The organism is Zoogloea sp., assembly GCF_023150065.1.
GTDB lineage: Bacteria > Pseudomonadota > Gammaproteobacteria > Burkholderiales > Rhodocyclaceae > Zoogloea.
Genome location: NZ_JAKLLN010000004.1, coordinates 156,801 through 173,593 on the forward strand (window position 1 = coordinate 156,801; position 16,793 = coordinate 173,593).

At 67.1% G+C, this 16,793-nt stretch carries 16 protein-coding genes; 4 read left to right on the forward strand and 12 right to left on the reverse strand.

The features are described 5' to 3' along the window. The first annotated feature begins 32 nt into the window (after nucleotides 1–32). Complete coding sequence (locus L6Q67_RS07150) at nucleotides 33–866, forward strand: symmetrical bis(5'-nucleosyl)-tetraphosphatase (protein ID WP_296567416.1); 834 nt, start codon at nucleotides 33–35, stop codon at nucleotides 864–866. 6 nt (nucleotides 867–872) lie between these two features. Here L6Q67_RS07150 and L6Q67_RS07155 read toward each other — a convergent pair whose 3' ends face one another. The 11 genes from L6Q67_RS07155 to L6Q67_RS07205 all read right to left on the reverse strand — a co-directional run bounded on the left by L6Q67_RS07155 (nucleotide 873) and on the right by L6Q67_RS07205 (nucleotide 9,931). Next, on the reverse strand, nucleotides 873–1,544 hold the full coding sequence (locus tag L6Q67_RS07155; protein ID WP_296567419.1) for a 1-acyl-sn-glycerol-3-phosphate acyltransferase: 672 nt from the start codon (nucleotides 1,542–1,544) through the stop codon (nucleotides 873–875). Between the two features lie 68 nt (nucleotides 1,545–1,612). After that, nucleotides 1,613–2,371, reverse strand: a complete 759-nt coding sequence (locus L6Q67_RS07160; protein WP_296567422.1) for a GNAT family N-acyltransferase — start codon at nucleotides 2,369–2,371, stop codon at nucleotides 1,613–1,615. A 97-nt stretch (nucleotides 2,372–2,468) separates the two neighbouring features. Then, nucleotides 2,469–2,927, reverse strand: coding sequence for a glycine zipper 2TM domain-containing protein (locus L6Q67_RS07165; protein WP_296567426.1), 459 nt, complete (start codon nucleotides 2,925–2,927; stop codon nucleotides 2,469–2,471). Between the two features lie 8 nt (nucleotides 2,928–2,935). Continuing rightward, the gene (locus L6Q67_RS07170; protein WP_296567429.1) at nucleotides 2,936–3,871 is read right to left on the reverse strand and encodes a carbohydrate kinase family protein; all 936 of its coding nucleotides are present in this window, start codon (nucleotides 3,869–3,871) and stop codon (nucleotides 2,936–2,938) included. 90 nt (nucleotides 3,872–3,961) lie between these two features. Further along, a complete protein-coding gene (locus tag L6Q67_RS07175) occupies nucleotides 3,962–5,491 on the reverse strand; it encodes a DUF3426 domain-containing protein (protein WP_296567431.1) in 1,530 nt (509 codons plus the stop codon). Continuing rightward, a complete protein-coding gene (prmA, locus tag L6Q67_RS07180; RefSeq protein WP_296567434.1) occupies nucleotides 5,488–6,390 on the reverse strand; it encodes a 50S ribosomal protein L11 methyltransferase in 903 nt (300 codons plus the stop codon). The genes L6Q67_RS07175 and prmA overlap by 4 nt, the downstream gene beginning before the upstream one ends. Then, nucleotides 6,390–7,751 carry an acetyl-CoA carboxylase biotin carboxylase subunit gene (gene accC, locus L6Q67_RS07185; RefSeq protein ID WP_296567437.1) on the reverse strand — a complete coding sequence of 454 codons (1,362 nt, stop codon included), beginning with the start codon at nucleotides 7,749–7,751 and terminating at the stop codon, nucleotides 6,390–6,392. Before accC ends, prmA begins: the two co-directional genes overlap by 1 nt. Before the next feature lie 8 nt (nucleotides 7,752–7,759). Beyond that, nucleotides 7,760–8,212: an acetyl-CoA carboxylase biotin carboxyl carrier protein gene (gene accB, locus L6Q67_RS07190; RefSeq protein ID WP_296567439.1), complete on the reverse strand. Its 453-nt coding sequence runs from the start codon at nucleotides 8,210–8,212 to the stop codon at nucleotides 7,760–7,762. A 58-nt stretch (nucleotides 8,213–8,270) separates the two neighbouring features. Then, entirely contained in the window at nucleotides 8,271–8,768 is a 498-nt protein-coding gene (gene aroQ, locus L6Q67_RS07195) for a type II 3-dehydroquinate dehydratase (RefSeq protein ID WP_296567442.1), read from the reverse strand. Nucleotides 8,769–8,828: 60 nt separating this feature from the next. Beyond that, a complete protein-coding gene (locus tag L6Q67_RS07200; RefSeq protein ID WP_296567445.1) occupies nucleotides 8,829–9,374 on the reverse strand; it encodes a TlpA disulfide reductase family protein in 546 nt (181 codons plus the stop codon). After that, the gene (locus L6Q67_RS07205) at nucleotides 9,371–9,931 is read right to left on the reverse strand and encodes a hypothetical protein (protein WP_296567750.1); all 561 of its coding nucleotides are present in this window, start codon (nucleotides 9,929–9,931) and stop codon (nucleotides 9,371–9,373) included. Before L6Q67_RS07205 ends, L6Q67_RS07200 begins: the two co-directional genes overlap by 4 nt. Before the next feature lie 148 nt (nucleotides 9,932–10,079). Here L6Q67_RS07205 and mpl point away from each other — a divergent pair, with 148 nt between their 5' ends. Continuing rightward, on the forward strand, nucleotides 10,080–11,426 hold the full coding sequence (gene mpl, locus L6Q67_RS07210) for a UDP-N-acetylmuramate:L-alanyl-gamma-D-glutamyl-meso-diaminopimelate ligase (RefSeq protein WP_296567447.1): 1,347 nt from the start codon (nucleotides 10,080–10,082) through the stop codon (nucleotides 11,424–11,426). A gap of 6 nt (nucleotides 11,427–11,432) precedes the next feature. Here mpl and L6Q67_RS07215 read toward each other — a convergent pair whose 3' ends face one another. Further along, nucleotides 11,433–13,373, reverse strand: a complete 1,941-nt coding sequence (locus L6Q67_RS07215) for a sigma-54-dependent Fis family transcriptional regulator (RefSeq protein WP_296567457.1) — start codon at nucleotides 13,371–13,373, stop codon at nucleotides 11,433–11,435. Nucleotides 13,374–13,639: 266 nt separating this feature from the next. Between L6Q67_RS07215 and L6Q67_RS07220 the strand changes: the two genes are divergently transcribed. Both L6Q67_RS07220 and L6Q67_RS07225 read left to right on the forward strand, forming a co-directional pair. Beyond that, complete coding sequence (locus L6Q67_RS07220) at nucleotides 13,640–15,766, forward strand: PQQ-dependent dehydrogenase, methanol/ethanol family (RefSeq protein WP_296567460.1); 2,127 nt, start codon at nucleotides 13,640–13,642, stop codon at nucleotides 15,764–15,766. Between the two features lie 162 nt (nucleotides 15,767–15,928). Continuing rightward, nucleotides 15,929–16,786, forward strand: a complete 858-nt coding sequence (locus tag L6Q67_RS07225; RefSeq protein WP_296567462.1) for a transporter — start codon at nucleotides 15,929–15,931, stop codon at nucleotides 16,784–16,786. Nucleotides 16,787–16,793 lie beyond the last annotated feature (7 nt).

Below are 16,793 nucleotides of genomic sequence, written 5' to 3' on the forward strand. Positions count from 1 at the left end.
TGAATCCTTGCGAGCCCCGGGGCGGCACTGACATGGCGACCTACGCCATCGGCGATATTCAGGGGTGTTTCGCGTCCCTCACTGCCTTGCTCAAGCGGGTGGCCTTCGATCCGGCCCGGGATCGCCTGTGGCTGGTGGGCGACCTGGTCAATCGTGGGCCGGACTCCCTGCACACCCTGCGCTACGTCCGTGACCTGGGGCCGGCAGCGATCACCGTTCTCGGCAACCACGATCTCTACCTGTTGATGGTGGCCTACGGCAGCGTGCGCAGCCGGGGCAAGGACGACACCATCCAGGCGGTGCTCGATGCGCCGGATCGGGAGGCGCTCCTCGGCTGGCTGCGCACCCGGCCGCTGATGCATGTCGAAAACGGTTTCGCCATGGTCCATGCCGGCCTGCTGCCGGGGTGGACCGTTCCCCAGGCCCGGGCCCTGGCCCGGGAGGTGGAGGGTGCGCTGGCTGGCCCCTACCATGCCGATCTGCTCCACAACCTGTGGGGGAGCGAGCCGGCCGCCTGGCGTGACGAGCTACGGGATTACGAGCGCATGCGGGTGATCGTCAACGCCATGACGCGCATGCGTTTCTGCACCCCTGAGGGGGTGATGGACTTCAAGGTCAAGGGCGAGGTGGCCCGGGCGCCGAAGGGCTACCTGCCCTGGTTCGAGGTGCCGGGCAGAAAGAGCGCCGACACCACCCTGGTGGTCGGACACTGGTCCGCCCTGGGGCTGAAGATCGAGCCCGGTCTGCTGGCCCTGGATTCCGGTTGCCTGTGGGGGCGTGAGCTCACCGCCGTGCGCCTGGAGGACCGGGCGGTGTTCCAGGTGCCCTGCCCCGGGCTGACCCACGGCAAGCTCAAGCCCTCCTGAGCCCTGTCAGTCGGTGATGCCGGCGACGATGCACTCCCGTGCCTGGCGGGCGAGGGTCTTGCGGTCGGGTATTTCGATCACTGACAGGGGTTCGCCGACGGTCAGTCGGGCGACGATTGCCGGCTCCGCCACGATCGCCCTCAGGCTGTCGAGCAGGCTCAGATCTCCGTCGTAGGCCGGCGCCCGGGTGTATTGTCCGTCGGGCTGGCGATAGGCGATGGCGATGGGCTGCAGCGGTGCTGCGGCGTCGATGGCTGCCTGCAGCAAGGCTCCGTGAAAACCCAGCACATGGCTGCCGTCGGTGGTGGTGCCTTCGGGAAAGACCGTGACGTGACGCCCTTGCTTGAGGAGGCTGGTGATCTCTCCGTTGACCACACGGGCGTGGCCGCGGCTGCCACGGCGCAGGAAGACGGTGTCGTGCCTTGCAGCCAGCCAGCCGGCCAGCGGCCATTCACGCACCTCGGCCTTGGACACGAAGGCCGTCGGGAAGGCGGCGTTGAGCACGAAGATGTCCAGCCACGACACGTGGTTGGCCACGATCAGGCTGCCGGGGCCGACAAAGGGAGCGTCCGTGTTCAGACGGATGCCGAGGATCTTCAGCAGGCGGGCCGACCAGCGCTGGCGGAGTTCGAGTTGCCGTGAGGGCTGAACAAAGGGAACGAGCAGGGCGGTGAGCATCACCGCCGCCAGCAGGTGAGCGGCCAGAGAGGCGTAGCGGGTGAGGCGCTGGAGGCGGTGGGCGGGTTTCAGTCCTTGCGTCCCATGAAGTGTTTGGCGTAACGGGCATCGAGCCGGGATACCGGCAGCAGGATGGGCAGGTCGGCCGTGTTGAAGTCGGGGTCCCAGGCCGGTTCGCCGCAGATCCAGGCGCCCGCTCGCAGGTAGCCCTTGATCAGGGGCGGGGTGTCGGCATCGAGATCCTGGCGCAGGGCCTGCAGCGGCAGCGGGGTGCGCGGGAACATGCGGTACTCGAGCGGGCACAGGTGCTCTTCCTTCAAACGATTATACAGACTGGCCGCAGCGTGCCCGCCGTCGGCCATGCTGATCGAGGCGCAGCCGATCAGGTAGTCGTAGCTGTTTTCCAGCATGTAGCGGGCCAGCCCTGCCCATAGCAGGGTGATGACGGCACCGGAGCGGTAGTCGGCGTCGATGCACGAACGGCCGATCTCGACCATGCGGCCACGCAGGTGGCGCAGGCGGGTCAGGTCGAACTCGTTTTCGGAGTAGTAGCTGCCGACCTCCCGGGCCGACGCCGGGGACAGGATGCGGTAGGTGCCGACGATGCGCCCGGCGTCCTCGTCGCGGACGATCAGGTGATCGCAGAAGGCGTCGTAGAGATCCCGGTCGACGCCCGGGACGCGGGTGGGCAGGCGGGCGCCCATCTCCTCGCCAAAAACCCGGTAGCGCAGCTTCTGGGCTTCCAGGATCTCGGTCGGGCAGGTGGCCAGACCGACATGCAGGTTGCGGCCCGGGCGTTGGGTGCTTCGTTGTTCCTTTTGCAGCATGGCGGAATCCTCAGGGGGTTTCCGCCATTGTGGAAATGCTGCATTGCGTTACCGTGAAGGGGTGATGACGGGCTCATGACGCCGCCCGCCGGCAGCCTCAGCGGGTGACGCGGGTGTTGCGGCCGTCCTGGAGCAGGCGCACGCGCTCGCCGGGTACAAAGTTCTCGCCGCCGTCTTCCTGCACGATGGCCAGCATCTCGCCGTTGTCCATCTTGAGGGTGACTTCAACGCCCTGCTTGCGAGTCATGCCTTCTTCTGCAGCGGCACCCGCCAGACCACCGACGACGGCACCCACCACCGCTGCAATGTTGGCGCCCTTGCCGCCGCCCACGGTGCTGCCGGCGATGCCGCCGACGGCAGCACCGGCAACCGTGCCGATGGGGGAGTTGGTGCCTTCGAGCTTGACCGGGCGCACGCCTTCGATCACTCCCATGCGCACGCTCATCACGCGGCGGGCTTCGGTGCGCTCGTAGTCACCCCCGCCGAGGCCGGAGGCGCAGCCGGTGATGGTTACTGCGGCAAGGAGGGCGAGGCTGATATTGAGAAGTCGCATCATGTTTCCTTTCACCAAAGTCGTGTTCCGAAAGCTGCCCGGTAGGCATCCCCGATCTCGTCGCGGGAGGGGGCGTGGTTCTGTCCGCCCCGGCTGGCAATCTTGATGGCACCCATCACCGAGGCGAGGCGCCCGGTCTGTTCCCAGTCCATGCCGTGTTCGATGCCATAGAGCAGACCGGCCCGGTAGGCATCGCCGCAGCCGGTGGGGTCTTCCAGGGCAGTGGGCTGGGCGCAGGGAATGTCGAATTTACGCCCATTGGCGTGGATTTCCGAGCCTTCGCCGCCCTTGGTCACGATCAGGGCGCCGACCTCGCCGGCCAGGGATTCGATGCTGCGGCCTGTGCGCTCGCACAGCAGGCGTGCCTCGTAGTCGTTGACCGCGCAGTAGTCTGCCAGTTGCAGGCAGTGCAGCAACTCTTCGCCATTGAACATGGGCAGGCCCTGGCCCGGATCGAAGATGAAGGGGATGCCGGCCTCGGCGAACTGGCGGGCGTGCTCGAGCATGCCCTCGCGCCCGTCCGGTGCCACGATGCCCAGGCTGACGCCGCGGCTGTGGGGCACTTCGTTGCGGTGGGAGTGCACCATGGCGCCCGGGTGGAAGGCGGCGATCTGGTTGTCGTCCAGATCGGTGGTGATGAAGCACTGGGCGGTGAAGGTGCCGGGGATCTGGGTGACGTGGGTGCGGGGCAGGCCAAGACGGTCGAGGCGCTCGAGGTAGGGGCCGGCGTCGTCGCCGACGGTCGCCATGATCAGCGGGTCACCGCCCAGCAGCTTCAGGTTGTAGGCGATGTTGCCGGCGCAGCCACCGAACTCCCGGCGCATCTCGGGCACCAGGAAGGAGACGTTGAGGATGTGGATCTGCTCGGGGAGGATGTGATTGCGGAAGCGGTCATGGAAAACCATGATCGCGTCGTAGGCGATGGAACCGCAGATGAGCGTGGACATGGGGCGGGTCGGCGAAAGTGAAGGGTTGTATCGGGGCACGGCCCGGTGGATCTGCGTCTGGCGTGATCCGCTCCGGCCGGGCGGGGTTTGTCAGGGGTAGAAGGCGTAGACCCGGTAGCCGGCGGCGGCCACGCCGGGTGCCTCGAAAGCCACCCGGATGGCGGTCTCGCCCCGCGCCGGGAAGGCATCTTTGGGCGCATCGGCCGGCAGCCATTGGGCGGGCTCCAGGACGCGCCGCACCAGGGCCTTGTCGCGGGCGTCGGTGAGGGTGATCTCCACGTGGGGCCAGGCCTGCTGGAATTCGGCCCGGTTGCGCAGGGTGGCGTGCAGGGTGAAGTAGGCCTCGCGGCTGGCGTCGGGCTGGATGTCCGAGCTCTCGATGGCGATGTCGGCGGCGTGACGGGGCAGGGGAAGATCGCAGCCGAGGCCGGCGCACAGACTTTCCAGGGCGGGGCGCAGCTGGGGTGAGGACAGGGCGATCTCGTTGCGGAAGACCAGCGCGCCCTGGGCCAGCACCCCCAGGGTCAGCAGGGTGGCTGCAGCTGCCCACAGGGCCTGGCCGAGTGCCGGGCTGCGGGTTTCCTCCTGCGGGTCAGCTGTATCGCTGTCGTCCTCATCTTCGTCCTCGACGGTGTCGGCGGTGCCTGCCGGGGAGGCTGCAGCGGTGATGCTGTCGAGCTGAGGCTCCGGCGTATGGGGCGGGGTCAGCGCCTCGCTGGCATGTCCCGGGTCCCGGGTGTGGATCAGGGTGTCGAAGTCGATGGGGGCTTCGCTGCCTGCCGTCTCCGGCGGGAGATCAAAGTCCGGGGAGGCGCCCTGTGCCGGGCGGGTGTCGGTCAGTGCGTCGGGGTGGGCGTCCAGGTCCAGCGACAGGGAGTCGGGGATGGGCAGCTTGCCCAGCAGGGCGGCTTCGTCGAAGGACGGGGAGGAAGCTCCGTCCGGCGGCGGCTCGAAGGCCGGAATCTCGTCAAAACTCGGGAAGGCCTCGTCCGGAAAGGCTTCAGCGGGGAGGGCTTCCGCCGGAGTTGGAGCGTCCTGCGGTGTGTCTGCGGCTTCGGGCGGCCACGCCTCTGCGCTGATTTCGCCCACCGGCTCGCGGCGATCGGTCTCGTCGAACAAAGCCGCCGGGTGGGGTGGGGTGTCCGTCAGCGCCTGGTCCTCTTCCAGCAGCAGGACGTCGGTGACCTCGGCCATGTCCGTGTCGGCGGGCTGTGGCGGGGTGTCGTCCGGCAGGGGCGCGTCTGACAGAGGGGCGTCCGGGAGGGCAGCGCCGAATTCGATGAGCGGTTCTGCATCCCACTCCGTCTCGACGGCCTGCTGGAGGTCGAGGGGTTCGGGCTGGATGGTGTCAGCGGCGATGGGAGGCCCGCCGTCGTGGGGCTCGAAGCGTTCCGCCGGGTCGGTGAGCTCAGTGGGCTTCTCTTCCAGGACGAAGAGCGCCGTTCCGCCCGCAGGCGGCGGTAGATGCGGATGGGCCGGAATACCCTCGTCGACCAGGGTCTCGAGAGCATTGAAGGCATGCTGGCACTGACCGCAGCGCACGCGCCCCTGGCGGGCGCGCAGCTGCTCGGGGCGCACCCGGAAGGTGGTGGAACACTCCGGGCAGCGCGCCAGGATCATGACACCGCCGGCTCCGGCCGGTCGCCTTCAAGGCGAACCCAGCCTTCGTGGGTGGCGCCAACGCGCAGCGCGATGTAGGGGGCGTAGGCGTCGATGACGTCCTGGGCCTGGGCCTCCAGAACCCCCGACAGGGCCAGCTTGCCGCCAGGGGCGACGCGGGCCGCCAGCAGTGGGGCGAGCATCTTGAGGGGGTTGGTCAGGATGTTGGCAACCACTCGCTGGAAGGTACCGTCGAGGGGCTTGGCGGAAACCTGCAGGTGCAGGCTCACATTATTGTTGGCGGCATTGTCGGCGGCGGTTTCGACAGCCTTCTCGTCGATGTCTACGCCGGTGACTTCGCCCGCCCCGAGCTTGACTGCGGCGATGGCCAGGATGCCGGAGCCGCAGCCGTAGTCGAGCACGCTGACGCCCGGCTGGATTTCGGTGGTCAGCCACTCGAGGCACAGGCGGGTGGTCGGATGCGACCCGGTGCCGAAGGCCATGCCTGGATCGAGGATCAGGTTGATGGCACTGGCGTCGGGGGATTCGTGCCACGAGGGCACGATCCACAGGCGGTCGGTGATGCGGATCGGGTCGAACTGGCTCTGGGTGAGCTGCACCCAGTTCTGTTCTTCCACCTCCTCGATGGTGAAGGGCGGCACGGCGGCGAGCCCCGCGGCGGCCGTGGCGGTGGCCAGGGCCTTGGCGAGGTCGGTGTCGGTGTCGAACAGGGCGATGACGCGGCTGTGGTCCCACAGGCTGGCCGGGGACATGCCGGGTTCGCCGAACTGGGGCTTTTCAGCCTCGGTGCCGGCGTCGGCGTCGTCGATGCTCACCGACAGGGCGCCATGCTCCATCAGCGCTTCGGAGAGGGCTTCGGCGCGGCGCGCGTCAGCCTGCAGGATGACCGAAATCCACATCAGTTCTTGCTGACCTCGTTGCGCCCCGCCAGCTTGTGCTCCAGGTAGTGGATGCTGGTGCCGCCTTCGACGAAGCGGGCATCGAGCATCAGCTCCTGGTGCAGCGGGATGTTGGTCTTGATACCTTCGACAAGCATTTCGGACAGGGCGATGCGCATGCGGCGGATGGCCTGGTCACGGGTGTCGCCGTAGGCGATCAGCTTGCCGATCATCGAGTCGTAGTGCTGGGGCACGGTGTAGCCGTTGTAGACATGGGAGTCCACGCGGATGCCGGGGCCACCGGGCACGTGCCAGTTACCGATCTTGCCTGGGCAGGGGGTGAACTTGAACGGGTCTTCAGCGTTGATGCGGCACTCGATGGCGTGGCCGCGGAACTCGATGTCCTTCTGCTTGTAGCGCAGCTTCTGGCCGGCGGCGACGCGGATCTGCTCCTGCACGATGTCCACGCCGGTGATCAGCTCGGTGACCGGGTGCTCGACCTGGACCCGGGTGTTCATCTCGATGAAGTAGAACTCGCCGTTCTCGTAGAGGAACTCGAAGGTGCCGGCGCCCCGGTAGCCGATCTTGCGGCAGGCCTCGGCGCAGCGCTCGCCGATGCGCAGGATGTGGCGGCGTTCGATGCCCGGTGCCGGGGCTTCCTCGATGACCTTCTGGTGGCGGCGCTGCATGGAGCAGTCGCGCTCGCCCAGGTGGATGGCATTGCCATGCTGGTCGGCGAGGATCTGGATCTCCACGTGACGCGGGTTTTCCAGGAACTTCTCCATGTAAACCATGGGGTTGCCGAAGAAGGCGCCGGCCTCGGAGCGGGTCGTGGTGACGGCGTTGAGCAGCGCGGCCTCGGTGTGCACCACGCGCATGCCGCGTCCGCCGCCGCCGCCGGCGGCCTTGATGATCACCGGGTAGCCGATGGCCCGGGCGATCTTGACGATCTCCTTGGGGTCGTCGGGCAGAGCGCCTTCGGAGCCGGGCACGCAGGGCACGCCGGCGGCCTTCATAGCGTCCTTGGCCGACACCTTGTCGCCCATCAGGCGGATGGTCTCGGCGCGGGGGCCGATGAAGACGAAGCCGGATTGCTCGACCCGTTCGGCGAAGTCGGCGTTTTCGGAGAGGAAGCCGTAGCCGGGGTGGATGGCTTCTGCATCGGTGACCTCGGCCGCGGAGATGAGCGCGGGGATGTTGAGGTAGCTCAGCGCGGACGAGGCCGGGCCGATGCACACGGACTCGTCGGCGAGCTTCACGTACTTGGCCTCGGCGTCGGGCTCGGAGTGAACGGCGACGGTCTTGATGCCTAGCTCACGGCAGGCCCGCAGCACGCGCAGGGCGATCTCGCCCCGGTTGGCAATGAGGATCTTCTCGAACATGGCCATGCTCAGCCGATGATGAACAGGGGTTCGCCAAACTCCACGGGCTCGCCGTTCTCGACCAGGATGGCCTTGATGACGCCAGCGGCGTCGGCCTCGATCTCGTTCATCAGCTTCATGGCTTCGATGATGCACAGGGGTTCGCCGGCAGACACGCTCTGGCCGACCTCAGCCAGGGGCTTGCCGCCCGGGGCGCTGGAGCGGTAGAAGGTGCCGACCATGGGCGACTTGACCACATGGCCTTCGGGCAGGGTCGGTTCGGTGCTCGCAGCGGGTGCGGCGGCGGCCGGTGCAGCAGCAACCGGTGCGGCGGCGGGGGCGTGGGCCACGTAGCTCACCGGCGCGGGGCCGGCGATGTGCTTGGCGATGCGGACTTTCTCCTCGCCTTCGGTGACTTCCAGCTCGGAGATGCCCGATTCCTGGACCAGGTCGATCAATTTCTTGAGCTTGCGAAGATCCATAGTATTCCCCTTGATATATGCGGCAGCCCGCCGGACGGCGGGCCTGCCTGTGTCTGGTTTAGCCGCGCTCGGCGCGGAGACGGGAGAGGGCGAACTCGAGAGCGAGTTGATAGCCCTGGGCTCCCAGCCCGCAGATCACCCCGACAGCCTTGTCGGAAAAATACGAGTGGTGACGGAAGGGCTCGCGGGCGTGGACGTTGGATAGATGCACTTCGACGAACGGAATGGCGACGCCGGCGAGGGCGTCGCGCAGGGCCACGCTGGTGTGGGTGTAGGCCGCCGGATTGATGACGATGAAGTTGACGCCTTCGGTGGCGGCGGCCTGCACCCGGTCGATCAATTCGCCTTCGTGATTGCTCTGGAAGGACTCCAGCAGCACCCCATCGGCCTTGGCCCGACTTTCCATGGCTTCATGGATGTCGGCAAGCGTGGTAAGCCCGTAGATGCCGGGTTCCCGGCGACCGAGCAGATTGAGGTTGGGACCATGCAGAACGAGAATGCGGTTCTGGGGAAGGTCCTCTGCGGTGGCTTCCTGGGGGCGTTTTTTCCGCGTCATGTGTGCAAGTTTGCCGTAGTTTGACGCAATTTGTCCACCGCGCGGGGCTGCGGCAGGCGCTCAGCCCTTGCTGAGTTCGGCCAGTTTGCGGTCGAGTTCTTCTTCCGAAAGCATGCCCAGCTTGACCAGGCTGATGTTGCCCTTGCGATCAAGGATAAGGGTGAAAGGAAGGCCCTGGGAGGCGTTGCCAAGCTCTTCGGTCAGGCCGACGACCGATGGCGAGGCGATCACCAGGGGGTAGGCCACCTTCTGGGCGGCCTGGAAATCGATCACGTTCTTCGGGGTGTCGATGCTGATGCCGACAAACTGGACGCCCTTGTCGGCATATTTGCGGCTCAAGGCCGAAAAAGCCGGAATTTCCTTGCGGCAGGGGGGGCACCAGGTAGCCCAGAAGTTCACCACCAGCACCTTGCCCTGCCATTGGGCCAGGGGCTGCTGCTTGCCCGTGGTGTCGGGCAGGTCGAGGGCCATCAGTTTGCCCACCGCGGCGTTCAGGGCTGGTGTGACGGGAGGGGAGGAGGGGCTTTGACGGGCTGCATACAGGCCGGCTGCACCGGCTGCAAAAGCGACGATGACGACCAGAAGAAAGCGGATTCCACGTTTCATGGGGGGAGTTCGGCAGGGGCCGGTGTTTCGTTGATGAGGGCTTCGACGACGGAGAGGCGCGCCCGTTCCATCTGACGCGATCCGTGGGCGCCGCGGCGGTGCAGGCGTTCCACGTCCGGCGAGTAGATGCGCAGCTTGACCGGCACATCGTCCCAGTCGAAGACGAGGATCGCCTCGGGGCCTTCGGGCTGGTTGCGGCGGGGCTCCCGGTGCTCGTAGGCCACGTCGTTGTTGAGGAAGAAGATCTCCACCTCCTTGGCGCTTTCCGGGAAGAGGTCGATCTCCACGTCAGAGTAGCGTCCGGCGGTGCCTTCCAGCACGGCGCCGGTCAGATAGGGGCGGAAGGCTTCCAGCTCGCGCATGATCTCTGCGGCGGCGACGCGCATGGCGTGCTGGCGTTCCAGGTGCTCGTCGTCCTGGAAAACGGCCAGGTAGGTGCGGACCTCGGCCTCGATCTCGGCGTTGTTGGGCAGCTCGTCGGCATTGACGGCGCCCAGCTGGCGGGCGGCCTTGCGCTTGGCAAAGCCATAGTCGGTGATGCCGTCCTCGGCGATCATGCGGGCTGCCAGGGCGGCGATCTCACGGCGCAGGTTGCTGCGATGGGGAACGGCAGGGCGCGGCATGGGCGGTCGGAGCTCCCCGTTCGATTAGAATGCCAACCATTCTACACACGACTATTGCGGCGCTGTTTCTGCCTTCCGGACTATGCATATTCACATTCTTGGTATCTGCGGCACCTTCATGGGTGGTATCGCCCTGCTGGCACGGGCGGCCGGCCACACCGTGACGGGCTGCGATGCCAACGTCTATCCCCCCATGAGCACCCAGCTGGAAGAGCAGGGCATCCGCCTTGTCGAGGGCTATGGGGTTGACCAGCTGGCCCTCAAGCCGGACGTGTTCGTGGTGGGCAACGCCATCTCCCGGGGCAATCCGCTCCTTGAGGAGATCCTCGACAAGGGGCTGCCTTATGTCTCCGGCCCCCAGTGGCTGGCCGAGAACGTGCTGCAGGGGCGCTGGGTGCTGGCGGTGGCCGGCACCCACGGCAAGACCACCACCACGTCCCTGCTGGCGTGGATACTCGAGGACGCCGGCCTCAAGCCGGGCTTCCTGGTGGGCGGGGTGCCCAAGAACTTCGGCCTGTCGGCGCGCCTGGGTGAGACGCCCTTCTTCGTCATCGAGGCCGACGAGTACGACACGGCCTTCTGCGACAAGCGCTCCAAGTTCGTCCATTACCGCCCGCGCACGGCCATCCTCAACAACCTGGAGTTCGATCACGCGGACATCTTCGCCGATCTGCAGGCCATCGAAACCCAGTTCCACCACCTGGTGCGGATCATCCCGCGCACGGGCCGGATCATCGCCAACGCCGCCGAGGAAACCCTGCCGCGGGTGATGCAGCGCGGTTGCTGGTCGGAGCTGGAATGGTTCAACGACGCTGCCGGCTGGTCGGTGGCCGAAGGCGCGACCGAGGACGAGGTGGTGGTGCGCCATCTGGGCAAGGAGATCGGCCGCCGGCGCCTGCCCCTGTCGGGCAGTCACAATCGCGCCAACGCCCTGGCCGCCATCGCGGCGGCTCGCCATGTGGGCGTCACGCCCGAGGTGGCGCTGGATGCCCTGACCCGCTTCGAGGGTGTGAAGCGCCGGCTCGAGTTGCGCGGCACCGTGCGTGGCGTGGCGGTATACGACGACTTTGCCCACCACCCGACGGCCATCACCCTCACCGTGGAGGGCCTGCGCCGCCAGGTGGGGGAGGCCCGCATCCTGGCCGTGCTGGAGCCCCGCTCCAACACCATGAAGCTGGGTGTGATGAAGGACCAGTTGCCGGCCAGCCTGGCCCAGGCCGACAAGGTCTTCTGCTACGGCGCCAACCTGGGCTGGGACGCCCGGGCCGCCCTCGAGCCCATCGCCGGCAAGACGGTGGTGGAGGACGACCTGGACGCGCTGGTGAAAGCCATCGTGGCCGAGGCCCGGGACGGTGACCGCATCCTGGTCATGAGCAACGGCGGCTTTGGCGGCATCCACGGCAAGCTGCTGGCGGCCCTGGCCGCCTGAGCGGCCTCAGCTCAGCATCCCGAACTGCTTGAGCTTGCGGTAGAGGGTGGCCCGGGCCACCTTCAGGCTGCGGGCGGCCGCCGACACGTTGCCGCCGCTGCGGGTCATGGCGGCCCTGACGGCCTCCAGCTCCAGCTCGCGCAGGCACATGTTGCGCACATCCGGCCGTGTCGTGGTCTGCGGAGCCTGGAAGGTCTCACGCTCCAGCAGCTCTTCGGGCAGGTGTTCGGGGCGGATCTCCGTGTCGTCCTCGGCCAGGGTCAGGGCAAGGCGCAGCACGTGGCCCAGCTGGCGGATGTTGCCCGGCCAGGGGTAGTGCATGAGGATGTGCGTGGCGTCCGCCGAGAGCCGGGGGGCGGCGGTGGCCGTGCCAGCCTCCCGGGCCAGCATTGAAGTGATCAAGGCCGCGCGGTCATCCCGGTCGCGCAGGGCGGGGAGGCACACCTTCACCCCCTTGATGCGGTAGTACAGGTCCTCGCGGAACAAGCCCTCGGCCACCCGTTCTTCCAGGCTGCGGTGGGTGGCAGTGATGATGCGGGCGTCGAAGCGGATCGGCCGGGCGCCACCCAGGCGGGTGAAGTTGCGCTCCTGGAGCACGCGCAGGAGGCGCCCTTGCAGCTCCAGGGGCATGTCGCCGATCTCGTCGAGGAACAGGGTGCCACCCCGGGCCAGTTCGAACTTGCCCGGCGCACCGCCCCGGCGCCCACCGGTGAAGGCGCCGTCTTCATAGCCAAAGAACTCCGATTCGATCAGCCCGGCCGGCAGGGACGAACAATTGATCGCCACGAAGGGGCCGGCGGCCCGGTCGCTCTCGTCGTGCAGGCGGCGGGCCAGGACTTCCTTGCCGGTGCCGGTTTCGCCGTTGATGAGCACCGGGATGTCGCGCTCGAAGGCCCGGCGGGCGATGTGCAGGGCGCGCCCGGCGGGGCCGTCCATCCCGGCGCCGAGGGGGCTGGTGGCCGGGCGACTGTCGTCGGTGTTGCGCAGGGTCCGCACGGCGTTGCCGATCCGGGCCATCAAGGTGCTCCGGTCGCGGGCCTCGAAGCGGGCCTCGAAGCCCAGGCCGTCGTCGTTCCACAGCGTCCCCTGGGTGATCCGGCCGGACAGGGCCTGGTTGAAGGTTTCGGCCGGGCAGTCGAAAAGCTGGCTGAAGCCGGGGCTGCTGTCCCGTTCGGGGACGAGGTGCAGCAGCTGGCGGGCTGCCTGATTGGCGCCCAGCAGTTGCCCCGCGTCGTCAAAGACCATCACGCCCGCCAGCGGGGTGGCCAGCAGTTCCGGACGGGTGTGGAAACACAGGCGCAGGGAGCCCCCCAGATCGTCCAGCATGCGGTTCTCGATGGCGCGGGCGGCGATGGCCAGAGGTTCGAGCACCGTGATCGGGCTGCCGTCACAGTAGCGTGTGGCGTCGAGGATGCCCGCCAGCTGCCCGGCCGGATCGAACAGGGGCACCGAGGCACAGGCAAAGGGGCGGATCTCGTCGAGGAAATGCTCGGCGGCACGGATCACGATGGGCTGGCGCTCGATCAGGGCGCAGCCCAGGCCGTTGGTGCCGATGTCGGCCTCCAGGATGGAGCGGCCGACCTGGAAGATCTGGTTCAGGCCATCAAATGACGTCCCCGTACCGCACAGGGACTTGACCACCCGTCCGTCCGGGTCGGTGCACACGATGCCCCAGTGCCCCCGGGCCATCATCGTGCGCAGCCTTTCCATCTCGGGTAGCGCGCAGGCGACCAGGCGATGGTTGCGTTCGGTGACGGCCTGGGTCTGCTCCCGCGACACCGGGTTCATCACCCTGGCGTCGCCGGTCTGAAGCCCGTAAGCCAGGGATCGTTCCCACGATCGGATGACGGGCGGGCTGACGAGTCCGGCAGGGGACTGTCCGCCTTCGAAGAATTGTCTGCGTCCTTGTTCCAGTCGTGCCTCGAACGAGGCGAGCTGCTCTCCCATGGTGTCTCCTCCATGTGGCCAGTTGCGAGTCAACCGGTGACACCGGTGTTGACTCGTTTCAAGTCAGTGCTGAGTGGCCGGTCTTGCCAGGGGAAGACCGGGGTGCTTGGCCAAGTGTTTGATTTTTATTGGTTGTTATGAGTGTTTCCGGGGCGGCACGCTTGCTGCTGCAGAAGTGTTGCTGGTCCGGAACGACGTTTCGCCGCTGCTGTGAAACGCGTTCCACATTAAAGAACTTCAATGAACGAAGTCAATCTGGAGACAACATGCAACGAACTTTCCCCCGCGGTCGCCAGGCCGTGATCGGGCTTGCCGGTCTGCTGGCCGGCGCCCTCGTCTGTCAGGCGGCCCTGGCCGCACCCAAGGGCTCCCCGGAGCATATCGCCGCAGTCACCGCCCGCATCGATGAAAGCGCCATCCGCGCCAATGCCGCCCGCAGCACCGACTGGCCGGCCTACGGGCTCGATTACGCCGAAACCCGCCACAGCAAGCTCACCGGCATCCATGCCGGCAACGTGAATCAGCTCGGCCTGGCCTGGACCTACAACCTGGAGTCGTCCCGGGGCGTGGAGGCCACGCCGCTGGTGGTGGACGGCATCATGTACGTTACCGCGTCCTGGAGCGTGGTGCATGCGGTGGATGTACGCAGCGGCAAGCGGCTGTGGTCCTACGACCCCAAGGTGCCCCGCGAGTATGCCCAGAAGGGCTGCTGCGACGTGGTGAACCGGGGCGTTGCCCTGTACAGGGGCAAGGTCTTCGTGGGTACCTTCGACGGCCGCCTGGTGGCGCTGGATGCGGCCACCGGCAAGCCCGTGTGGGAAAAGGACACGGTTGAAGACCGCAGCCGCCCCTATACCGTGACCGGCGCGCCGCGGGTCATCAAGGGCAAGGTGATCATCGGCAATGGCGGTGCCGAATACGGGGTGCGGGGCTACCTCACCGCCTACGATGCCGAGACCGGCGAACAGAAGTGGCGCTGGTACACCGTGCCGGGCGATCCGGCCAAGCCCTTCGAGAACGACGCCATGGCCAAGGCCGCCAAAACCTGGGACCCGGCCGGCCAGTGGTGGGTTGCCGGTGGCGGCGGGACGGTCTGGAACAGCATGACCTACGACCCCGAGCTCAACCTGATGTACGTGGGCACCGGCAACGGCTCGCCCTGGAACCACCGCAAGCGCAGCCCCAAGGGTGGTGACAACCTCTACCTGGCCTCCGTCGTCGCCCTCAACCCCGACACCGGCGAGTACGTCTGGCACTACCAGGAGACCCCGGGCGATAACTGGGACTACACCTCGGTGCAGGACATGATCCTCACCGACCTCAACATCGCCGGCAAGAAGCGCAAGGTGATCCTGCACGCGCCCAAGAACGGCTTCTTCTTCGTGATCGACCGGACCAACGGCAAATTCATTTCCGCCAAGCCCTTCACCGAGGTGAACTGGGCCACCGGTTATGACCGCAAGGGCCGGCCCATCGAGACGCCGCAGGCCCGCTCCCGGGAGGCCTTCGACAGCGTGCCCGGCCCCTTCGGTGGCCACAACTGGCATGCCATGTCCTTCAACCCGAAGACCGGCCTGGCCTACTTCCCGGTGCAGAACGTGCCCGTCAACCTGGCCGAGGACAAGGACTGGCGCTTCAACGCCAACACCCCGGGCCAGCCCCAGTCGGGCACCGGCTGGAACCTGGGCATGCAAATCAACAGCCAGCCGCCCAAGAGCAAGGCCTTCGGCCGGCTGGTGGCCTGGGACCCGGTGAAGCAGAAAGAGGTGTGGCGCCAGGAATATGCCTCGCCCTGGAACGGCGGCACCCTCACCACCGCCGGCAACCTGGTGTTTGCCGGCACGGCGGACGGCCGCTTTGCCGCCTACAGTGCCGACAAGGGCGAGAAGCTGTGGGAGGCGCCCATCGGCGTCGGCATGGTAGCCCCGCCGGTGACCTACGAGGTGGATGGCCGCCAGTACGTGTCGATCGCCGTGGGCTGGGGGGGCGTCTTCGGGCTGTTCCAGCGCGCCACCGACAAGCACGATCTGGGACGCGTCTACACCTTTGCGGTCGGGGCCAGTGCGCCGCTGCCCAAGGTGCCGGACTACCCCCTCGGCCAGCTCATCTCCGGCGTCAAGTACGACCCGGCCCACATCCCCGAAGGCACCAAGCTCTACGTGAGCAACTGCGTCTTCTGCCACGGGGTGCCGGGTGTGGACAAGGGCGGCAACATCCCCAACCTGGGCTACGTCCCGTCCGCTGACATCGAAAACCTGGGCGACTTCGTCTTCAACGGCCCCTTCGTGAAGAAGGGCATGCCCGACTTCACCGGCAAGCTCAGCCGGGAGGACGTGGAGAAGATCAAGGCCTTCATCCAGGGCACCGCCGACGCCATCCGGCCCAAGCCCTGAACCCGACCCCGATCCTGACCTTTAACCCCTCCGGAGCCCTGCCTCCCTCTTGCCGTGACCACCGTTTCACCCCCTCCCCTTCCGGGTGGTCACGGCCCTTTTTATTCCGGACCGGACGCGGCGACGTCCGGCCATCGTGTTGCACACCATGAGGAGACACCCATGAAGATGACCCGCTCCATTATCGCCGGCGCCTGCGCCGCCGCCCTCCTGACCCTGGCCACCGGCGGTGCCCGCGCCGACGTGCGCCCCGACCCGGGCGACTACACCGGCCTGCCGGCCGGCACCAACCTGCTCTTGGCCTACGCCCAGTTTCCCCGCGCCGACAAGGTGTACAGCAACGGCAACAAGGTGGTGGATAACCTGGATCTGTCGGTCAATGCCGGCATCCTGCGTTATGTGCACTTCATGAAGCTGGGCGACTACATCATCGACCCGCAGATCATCCTGCCCTTCGGCAGCCAGAAGATCGGCCTGTCCGACACCAAGAGCAGCGGCATCGGCGACGTGATCTTCGGCGGCACCCTGTGGACCATCGCCGATCTGGCCAAGGGCGAGCACCTGGGCTGGTCGGTGTTCTTCACCGCCCCCACCGGCAGCGACAAGAACCAGGGCTTTGCCCTCAGCAACAACCGCTGGGCCACCGATTTGCAGGTGGGCTACATCCGCAAGCTCTCCAACAACTGGACGGTGGATCTGATCGGCGAGACCGAGTTCTACCAGGACCAGCGCGACACCAAGTCGCAGAAGGACCCGCTGCTCCAGGCCCATGGCCACCTGCGCTACCACCTCAGTGACGCCACCTACGTGGCCGCCACCTACCGCCACGCCTGGGGCGCCAAGGAAACCCTGAATGGTGCCGACATTGCCGGGCGCAAGAACAACGGCACGGCGATGCTCACCTGGGCGTCCTTCGTGGACAAGCAGTGGCAGGTGCAGCTCCAGTACGTGCATGACCTGAAGGTGGAGGAGGGCCCCAAGATCAGCGCCCTCCAGGCCCGCCTGCTGTATGTCTATTGATGGCACC